The 7,244-nt window shown below is 60.0% G+C and carries 9 protein-coding genes and 1 pseudogene; 5 read left to right on the top strand and 5 right to left on the bottom strand.

Annotated elements, in window-relative coordinates; all coding sequences use genetic code 11:
• Positions 1 to 281: 281 nt before the first annotated feature.
• From tnpA to FIV35_RS29210, 4 genes and pseudogenes are all read left to right on the top strand, one after another.
• Positions 282 to 587, top strand: a pseudogene (gene tnpA / locus FIV35_RS30450) (IS66-like element accessory protein TnpA); the annotation flags it as partial.
• Complete coding sequence (gene tnpB / locus FIV35_RS29220; protein WP_003425037.1) at positions 584 to 928, top strand: IS66 family insertion sequence element accessory protein TnpB; 345 nt, start codon at positions 584 to 586, stop codon at positions 926 to 928. The pseudogene tnpA and the gene tnpB, both read left to right, overlap by 4 nt.
• 37 nt (positions 929 to 965) lie before the next feature.
• The gene (gene tnpC / locus FIV35_RS29215; RefSeq protein WP_003425038.1) at positions 966 to 2,471 is read left to right on the top strand and encodes an IS66 family transposase; all 1,506 of its coding nucleotides are present in this window, start codon (positions 966 to 968) and stop codon (positions 2,469 to 2,471) included.
• A 3-nt stretch (positions 2,472 to 2,474) separates the two neighbouring features.
• On the top strand, positions 2,475 to 2,774 hold the full coding sequence (locus tag FIV35_RS29210) for a plasmid pRiA4b ORF-3 family protein (protein ID WP_003425039.1): 300 nt from the start codon (positions 2,475 to 2,477) through the stop codon (positions 2,772 to 2,774).
• A 92-nt stretch (positions 2,775 to 2,866) separates the two neighbouring features.
• Here FIV35_RS29210 and merB read toward each other — a convergent pair whose 3' ends face one another.
• Genes merB through merT form a run of 5 tightly spaced genes read right to left on the bottom strand, consistent with a single transcriptional unit; the run spans position 2,867 to position 6,326 of the window.
• On the bottom strand, positions 2,867 to 3,505 hold the full coding sequence (merB, locus tag FIV35_RS29205; protein ID WP_003425042.1) for an organomercurial lyase MerB: 639 nt from the start codon (positions 3,503 to 3,505) through the stop codon (positions 2,867 to 2,869).
• A gap of 12 nt (positions 3,506 to 3,517) precedes the next feature.
• A complete protein-coding gene (gene merA / locus FIV35_RS29200) occupies positions 3,518 to 5,200 on the bottom strand; it encodes a mercury(II) reductase (protein ID WP_003425044.1) in 1,683 nt (560 codons plus the stop codon).
• A 35-nt stretch (positions 5,201 to 5,235) separates the two neighbouring features.
• Entirely contained in the window at positions 5,236 to 5,670 is a 435-nt protein-coding gene (gene merC / locus FIV35_RS29195) for an organomercurial transporter MerC (RefSeq protein WP_003425046.1), read from the bottom strand.
• Between the two features lie 12 nt (positions 5,671 to 5,682).
• Complete coding sequence (gene merP / locus FIV35_RS29190) at positions 5,683 to 5,958, bottom strand: mercury resistance system periplasmic binding protein MerP (protein ID WP_003425048.1); 276 nt, start codon at positions 5,956 to 5,958, stop codon at positions 5,683 to 5,685.
• Between the two features lie 17 nt (positions 5,959 to 5,975).
• The gene (gene merT, locus FIV35_RS29185) at positions 5,976 to 6,326 is read right to left on the bottom strand and encodes a mercuric ion transporter MerT (protein ID WP_003425049.1); all 351 of its coding nucleotides are present in this window, start codon (positions 6,324 to 6,326) and stop codon (positions 5,976 to 5,978) included.
• Between the two features lie 71 nt (positions 6,327 to 6,397).
• Here merT and merR point away from each other — a divergent pair, with 71 nt between their 5' ends.
• Positions 6,398 to 6,829: a mercury resistance transcriptional regulator MerR gene (gene merR, locus FIV35_RS29180; RefSeq protein WP_003425050.1), complete on the top strand. Its 432-nt coding sequence runs from the start codon at positions 6,398 to 6,400 to the stop codon at positions 6,827 to 6,829.
• The last annotated feature ends 415 nt before the right edge of the window (positions 6,830 to 7,244 follow it).

Below are 7,244 nucleotides of genomic sequence, written 5' to 3'. Positions count from 1 at the left end.
AGAGTGTGCCCAACCCGGCGCTTCGATTGCCGGCGTCGCCCTCAGCCATAGCCTCAACGCCAACCTCGTCCACAAATGGATTCGAGTGCACGCGCACAAAAGCTCAGCGCTTCAACCAGCATTTATCGTAACCGTCCGGCCAGCACCCTCTCCTGACAGCCCTCCAAATTGGCCAAGATAGTGGACACCATTTTTTAGTGGACACTATCTTGGATACAGTTGCCCCAGCCCGTCGAGCCGGTCGCCGCCCCAACTTTCCGCTGGACTTTAAACGCCAAGTCGTCGAGGCCACCTTCCAGCCTGGCGCCTCCGTGTCATTGATCGCTCGCGAACATGACGTCAATGCCAATCTGGTCTTTCGCTGGCGGCAGCAATACCAAGAAGGGCTATTCGGCCCGGTCAGCCAGAGTGCTTCGTTTTTGCCAGTCCAGGTGATCGAGGCGCCAATGGATCTGCCGCCAGTCTTCCAGCCACAGGCAGAGTGTCATTCCGAGATCGCAGTTGAGGTAGGAAAAGCCAAGTTGCGTATCACCGGAGCACCAGACCCGCAGACGCTGCAACTCGTCTTGCAGCAGTTAGTGCGATGATTGCCCCTCCCGCTGGAACCCGTATCTGGATCGCCGCTGGCGTCACGGACATGCGTCGTGGCTTCGACGGTTTGGCGGCCATGGTGCAGACTCAACTGGAAGCCGATCCCTTCTCCGGTCAGATCTTCGCCTTTCGCGGACGGCGTGGTGACCGGATCAAACTGTTGTGGTGGGATGGCGACGGCTTGTGCCTGTTTTGCAAACGGTTGGAGCAAGGACGCTTTGTCTGGCCGCAAGCAACCAGCGGCAGCGTGTCGCTGACGACCGCGCAGTTGTCGATGCTGTTGGAGGGCATTGATTGGCGCCGGCCAATTCGTACAGCACCCGTCCTCGCGGTCTGACTTGCCGCGCTGAAAAAATCCCCAGTAATATTCGGGCATGACCCTCGTGACCGACTCCCTGCCGAATGATCTTCAAGCCTTGAAGGCGCTGATCGCTGCCCAGCACGCAGAGATTGAGCGCTTGAAGATGATGATCGCCAAGCTGCGTCGTACGCAGTTCGGTCGCAGCTCCGAGCAACTGGAAGCGATGATCGACCAGCTCCAGTTGAGCCTTGATGAGCTGCAAATCAGCCAAGCCGAAATGACACCTCCAGTCGAGCCGGCACCTCGCGCAGTTTCGCGCCGTAAACCATTGCCTGAACACCTACCTCGCGAAACCCACGTTCATCAGCCCGAGTCGCAATGCACTGGCTGCGGTGGGACGCTTCGCCATTTAGGTGAGGATGTGTCCGAAGTGCTGGAGTACGTTCCGGCACGTTTCAAAGTCATTCGCCATGTCCGTCCGAAGTGGGTTTGCCGCTGCTGCGAGCACTTCGCCCAGGTGCCGGCACCGAGTCGCCCGATCGCCCGAGGTCTTGCCGGCCCAGGGTTGTTGGCCCATGTGCTGGTCTCGAAGTTTGTCGATCATTTGCCGTTGTATCGGCAGTCCGAGATCTACGCCCGTGAGGGCGTGGAGCTGGAGCGCTCAACCCTGGCCGACTGGGTTGGCCAGAGCAGTCAGTTGCTGCGACCACTGATCAACGCCCTTGAGCACCACGTCATGAGCGGACACAAAGTCCATGCCGACGACACGCCGATTGGCGTGCTCGCGCCGGGCAACGGCAAGACCAAATCGGCGCGCCTGTGGACGTACGTGCGGGACGACCGACCTACGGGGGACGCGACACCGGCGGCGGTCTGGTTTGCCTACTCGCCGGATCGCAAGGGGCAACATCCCCGCGCGCATCTCAAGCGCTTCAGCGGGATCTTGCAGGCGGACGGCTATGCCGGTTTTGCTCAACTATATGCCACGGGCACCATTGAGGAAGCGGCGTGTTGGGCTCACGCCCGGCGCAAGTTTTACGAGGTCTACAAAGACCTGGCTTCACCACTTGCCGCCGAGGCGCTGCAACGGATTGCGGCCCTGTATGCCATCGAAAGCGAGATTCGAGGGCAACCGCCCAACCTGCGAAAAGTGGTTCGGCAAAGCCGAGCCAGTCCGCTGCTGGAACAACTCCACGCGTGGCTCAACCAGACGCTGACTCAACTGTCGAAAAAATCGGCATTGGGCGGTGCGATTCTCTATGCCCTCAATCGGTGGCAGGCCTTGGTGCGCTATTGCGATGACGGGCGAATTGAGATCGACAACAACGCTGCCGAACGCGCGCTACGTGCTGTCGCGCTAGGCAGAAAAAATTATCTGTTCGTCGGTTCCAACGCCGGCGGCGAACGAGCGGCTGCGATTTACAGCCTGGTGGGTTCAGCCAAACTCAACGACCTGAACCCGCAAGCCTATTTGACACACGTGCTGGAGCGCATCGCCGACCACCCGATCAATCGGGTCGACGAACTGCTGCCCTGGAACGTTTCTCTCGCCTCCACGGAACTCTGCGAGGCCGCCTGATCCATGGTCAAAACTGTTCGCTTGCCAAAACCCGAACCTGATTTGTTGCTACTGCACATTGAATTGAAGTGGATCGAACCTGCCATCTGGCGCCGTGTGGCGGTGCCCGAGAACATCACCTTAGGCAAATTGCACGCGGTGATCCAGATCGCAATGGGCTGGCACGATGACCATCTGCATGAGTTTGAAATAGCTGGTGAGAGTTACGGTATTCCCGACTCCGATGGATGGGGGCCTCCCGTGAACTCGGAGACCCGCAAGACTCTGATCAAAGCGTTGAACGGGAAAAGGACATTCCGCTAGGTCTATGACTTTGGCGATGGCTGGGATCACCGGATCAAAGTCGGAAAGAGAAATCCGATGCCCACTCCGTAGGACATTGAGTCGAAATCCAATCACGATGTTCTCATTGGAAGGGTCTGCAACAGATGTCGATTAAGCTCCTGGCCCACGCCGAACGCCTCTTGGACGCTTACGATAGTCAATCCTTGATGCTTGGAGGCCCAATCTTCTGCCGCTGGGATAGATGCGAAGAAATGCACATGGCAACAGAAGGACTGACGAACGTCGGCCGCCTCCTGCGGCAATACCAGTGACACTGCCACGTCGGCAGGTTCAACAGCCTGTATCTCGCTGGGTGAAACCGTAAGCGAAACGGGTGCTCCAGTTGCAGCGCAATGCGACGAGACGCGAGCTGTACGGCCGATTAACGCCGGGAGCATCAGGGTGTCCAGCGCGCACCAGGCATACAGCCGGCGGTTGTCAATTTCCAAGACATGCGACGTCTCGCGCAAGGTGAGGACATAGCCGATGATGTTCCCATCGTTGTCGTATTCGGTACTGGTGGCTTGTTCGAGCACAGCCGCCACTTGCTCAGCGGGCCAGCCAAGAGTCCTGGCAAGCGTAGTTCGCGAAATCGGGCGTCCCTTGGCAAGTTCACCCAGTAGCGCGACCAAGAACTCCGCAAAACCTTTGGGCCGGTTGGTCGGGGTGAGACGTTCGGCGATCTCGGTAATGTAGCGGGCAAATTTCATGGTGCTCTCCATTCATCCAGCGCAGCAGGACAATTGCTTTACGTCCTTGGTGAAAGTCTGCGCCGCGAGCTTCAGGCCCTCGACCATGGTTAGGTAGGGGAACAACTGGTCGGCCAGCTCCTGCACGGTCATGCGGTTGCGAATAGCCAGCACCGCCGTCTGAATCAGCTCGCCCGCTTCCGGGGCCACCGCCTGCACGCCGAGCAACCGACCAGAACCCGCTTCGGCGACCAGCTTGATGAACCCTCGCGTGTCGAAGTTGGCCAGCGCACGCGGCACGTTGTCCAGGCTCAGCGTGCGACTGTCGGTTTCGAGGCCTGCGCGCTGTGCTTCCGCTTCGCTGTAACCGACGGTGGCCACCTGCGGATCGGTGAACACCACCGCCGGCATGGCATCGAGATTAAGCGTAGCTTCGCCGCCGGTCATGTTGATCGCCGCACGGGTGCCAGCCGCCGCCGCGACGTAGACGAACTGCGGCTGGTTGGTGCAGTCGCCGGCTGCATAGATATCCACTGCGCTACTGCGCATGCCCTGATCGATCTGAATGGCGCCGCGTTCATCCAACAGTACACCCGCCGCTTCCAGGTTCAGGCTTTGGGTGTTGGGCGTGCGGCCGGTGGCGACGAACAGTTGGTCGGCGCGCAGTTCACCGTGGTTGGTGGTCAGTACGAATTCGCCGTTGGCGTGGGTCACCTGACTGGCTTGTGTCTGCTCAAGCACGTCGATGCCCTCCATGCGGAAGGCTGCGGTCAGCGCCTCGCCGATGGCCGGATCTTCGCGGAAGAACAGCGAGTTGCGCGCCAGGATGGTGACGCGGCTACCCAGCCGGGCAAAGGCTTGCGCCAGCTCCAAGGCCACCACGGATGAGCCGATCACGGCGAGCCGTTGCGGAATACTGGCGCTGGCCAGTGCCTCCTCCGAGGTCCAATAGGGGGTGTCTTGCAGCCCGCGAATCGGCGGCACGGCCGCACCGGCGCCGGTAGCGATCAGGCAGCGGTCGAACGCGACTTCGCGCCCGCCCCCCTCGACCAGTTCGACGCTGAGCGTGTGGCCGTCCTGGAAGCGAGCGGTGCCACGCAGCACGGTGATGGCTGGTGTGCTCTCCAGAATGCCTTCGTACTTGGCGTGACGCAGTTCGTCGACAAGGCCTTGCTGTTGCGCGAGCAGCCGCTCGCGCAGGACGGTCGGCGGCGTGGCGGGCATTCCGTCATCGAACGGACTCTCGCGGCGCAAATGAGCCACATGCGCGGCGCGAATCATGATTTTCGACGGCACGCAGCCGACGTTGACGCAAGTGCCGCCGATGGTGCCGCGCTCGATCAGAGTGACGCGGGCGCCGGCTTCCACCGCCTTCAAGGCGGCCGCCATTGCCGCACCGCCGCTGCCTATGACTGCAATGTGTAGCGCGTCGCCGTTTTTGCCGACCTCGGTGTCGCTGCGCAACCAGCCCAGCGCCTTATCGAGCTGGCCGGGGCGCGGTTGTAGCGAGGCGACTTCGAACGACGCTTGATACCCAAGGGCCTCGACGGCGGCTTGCATTTGTTCACGGCTGACAGCCGCGTCGGCCGTCATTTCGGCCTTCCCACCGGCGTAGGAGACGTCCGCCCGGTGCACGCCGGAGATTCCCTCCAGAGCATCTCTGACGCGGTCGGCACAGGAGGCGCAGGTCATACCGTGGATTCGCAGTGTGGTCATAGCGTTTACTTCCTCAAATGGGTCTCTTTGCGGCATTACTGTTTTGGCTGTGGTGGGCAGGCACCCGGGGCGCAACGGGGGTGGGCGGGCGACACGAGATCCCAGATCGAGCCCCCAAGCATGAGGGCCAGACCGATATAGAGCAGCCAACCGCTCCGCCAGCCATAAGCCCGCATCAAAAACACCGCAGCCAAGACCAGGACAGGGCCTATCAGGCCGAGTGCAGTTCGCTGCCACTGCCGATGTTTGAGCCAGCCAAGGGAATTGACGAGCAGCGCCAGGGCCGCAAACAAGGGCAGTAGCGTGGTGATGAACAGGCCTTCCCACTGGCTCAAAAAGCCCAGACCGATTGCAGCGCCTAAGCTAGCCAGAGCAGGAAAACACGCGGCGCAGCCTAGGGCTGAAACCAGCACACCGACGGAACTGGCTTTGTCACCGATCCGCGTGAACAGATTGAGAGGATTTCTCATTGGTATTTCCTCCTATTGCTTGATGGTAGATGGATAGCCGGCATCCTCGGTCGCCTTGGTCAGGGCCTCGGAGTTGGTCTTGGCATCGTCGAAGGTCACGATGGCTTCGCGTTTCTCGAAACTCACCTCGGTCTTGGTCACGCCCTCGACCTGGGTCAGCGCTTTCTTGACCGTGATCGGACAGGCGGCGCAGGTCATGCCCGGTACCGACAGGGTGACGGTTTGGATGGCGGCCCACACCGGGGAAACCACGGCAATGAGCGCGAGAGCGGCAAACAGCTTTTTCATGGGAGACTCCTGCCTGATCAGTAAAACAACGGGAGGATGTAGGGGAAACCGAGCGCGACCAGCACGAGTGCCATCACGAGCCAGAAAATGAACTTGTAGGTGGTTCGTACCTGCGGAATTGCGCAGGTCTCACCGGGTTTGCAGGCTTGAGCCGGGCGGAAAATGCGCCGGTAAGCGAAGAACAGCGCCAACAATGCCGCGCCGATGAAAAACGGGCGGTAGGGCTCCAGAACGGTGAGATTACCGATCCAGGCGCCGCTGAAGCCCAGGGCAATTAGCACCAGCGGGCCCAGGCAGCAGGTGGACGCAAGGATCGCCGCCAGACCTCCAGCGAGGAGTGCACCACGGCCCTTTTGTGATTCAGACATGGGTTCAACCTTTCGAATGTTTGATCGATGGGTTAAGGTTATTTCCGTAGTCAGGTACGGAGTCAAGCGGTATGAAAAACACTGCGGAAAGCCTGACCATTGGCGTCTTTGCCAAGGCAGCCGGGGTTAACGTGGAAACCATTCGGTTCTATCAACGCAAAGGGCTGTTGCCCGAACCGGACAAGCCCTACGGCAGCATTCGTCGCTACGGCGAGGCGGATATTGCACGGGTGAAATTCGTGAAGTCCGCACAACGGCTGGGCTTCAGCCTCGATGAAGTGGCCGGACTGTTGCGGCTCGATGACGGTACGCACTGCAATGATGCGCGTGTGCACGCCGAGCAGAAGCTCGAAGACGTGCGGGGGAAACTTGCGGATCTGCGGCGGATCGAGTTGGTCCTGGCGCAGTTGGTTGATGACTGTTGCGCGAGCCACGGGACGGTTAGCTGCCCGCTGATCGATTCGCTGCATGGAATAGATAGCCACGAAAACTTCGCGCCTTAGCCTACGATTTCCCGTTTCATTGCCCCCCTGTTTGTCGGCTTGAACAGGAAAAGAGCGGCGCTCAATGAGCCCCGTTGACTGGCCAAACCTACGGTCTGCTTTTAGCCACGCTCTTACCCTACAGAGCCGAGAGTCCTGATCACTTCGAATGCAAATGATTGGTCAGTTGCAACGCAAATGGGTGGTCAAGTGGGGTGCAATTTCGCAGTTTTTGAGTGTGAGCGCGTCAATCAGCGGTTAAAGGGGATTAAGGTCTGAGATGCAAGGCGGTGTAGTTCGGACGCTTACCATTTATCCCATTGCCCATGCAGATAACGGCACACCCACCTTCATCGAATATCAGCATTGAGATTCTGCACCCACGCGGCACCGTCAAAGTGAACTGGCCGACCGATAGTGCTGCTGCCTGCGCCGC

The sequence above is a fragment of the Pseudomonas rhodesiae genome (genome assembly GCF_007858255.1).
Taxonomy (GTDB): domain Bacteria; phylum Pseudomonadota; class Gammaproteobacteria; order Pseudomonadales; family Pseudomonadaceae; genus Aquipseudomonas; species Aquipseudomonas rhodesiae.
This window is presented reverse-complemented; position numbering and strand designations above follow the sequence as displayed.

Excerpts from the sequence above, each read along its gene's own strand:
- merC (WP_003425046.1), bottom strand. The coding sequence starts at position 5,670 with ATGAGAAATCCTCTCAATCTGTTCACGCGGATCGGTGACAAAGCCAGT.
- FIV35_RS29210 (WP_003425039.1), top strand. The coding sequence starts at position 2,475 with ATGGTCAAAACTGTTCGCTTGCCAAAACCCGAACCTGATTTGTTGCTA.
- merP (WP_003425048.1), bottom strand. The coding sequence starts at position 5,958 with ATGAAAAAGCTGTTTGCCGCTCTCGCGCTCATTGCCGTGGTTTCCCCG.
- tnpB (WP_003425037.1), top strand. The coding sequence starts at position 584 with ATGATTGCCCCTCCCGCTGGAACCCGTATCTGGATCGCCGCTGGCGTC.
- merB (WP_003425042.1), bottom strand. The coding sequence starts at position 3,505 with ATGAAATTTGCCCGCTACATTACCGAGATCGCCGAACGTCTCACCCCG.
- merR (WP_003425050.1), top strand. The coding sequence starts at position 6,398 with ATGAAAAACACTGCGGAAAGCCTGACCATTGGCGTCTTTGCCAAGGCA.
- merT (WP_003425049.1), bottom strand. The coding sequence starts at position 6,326 with ATGTCTGAATCACAAAAGGGCCGTGGTGCACTCCTCGCTGGAGGTCTG.
- tnpC (WP_003425038.1), top strand. The coding sequence starts at position 966 with ATGACCCTCGTGACCGACTCCCTGCCGAATGATCTTCAAGCCTTGAAG.
- merA (WP_003425044.1), bottom strand. The coding sequence starts at position 5,200 with ATGACCACACTGCGAATCCACGGTATGACCTGCGCCTCCTGTGCCGAC.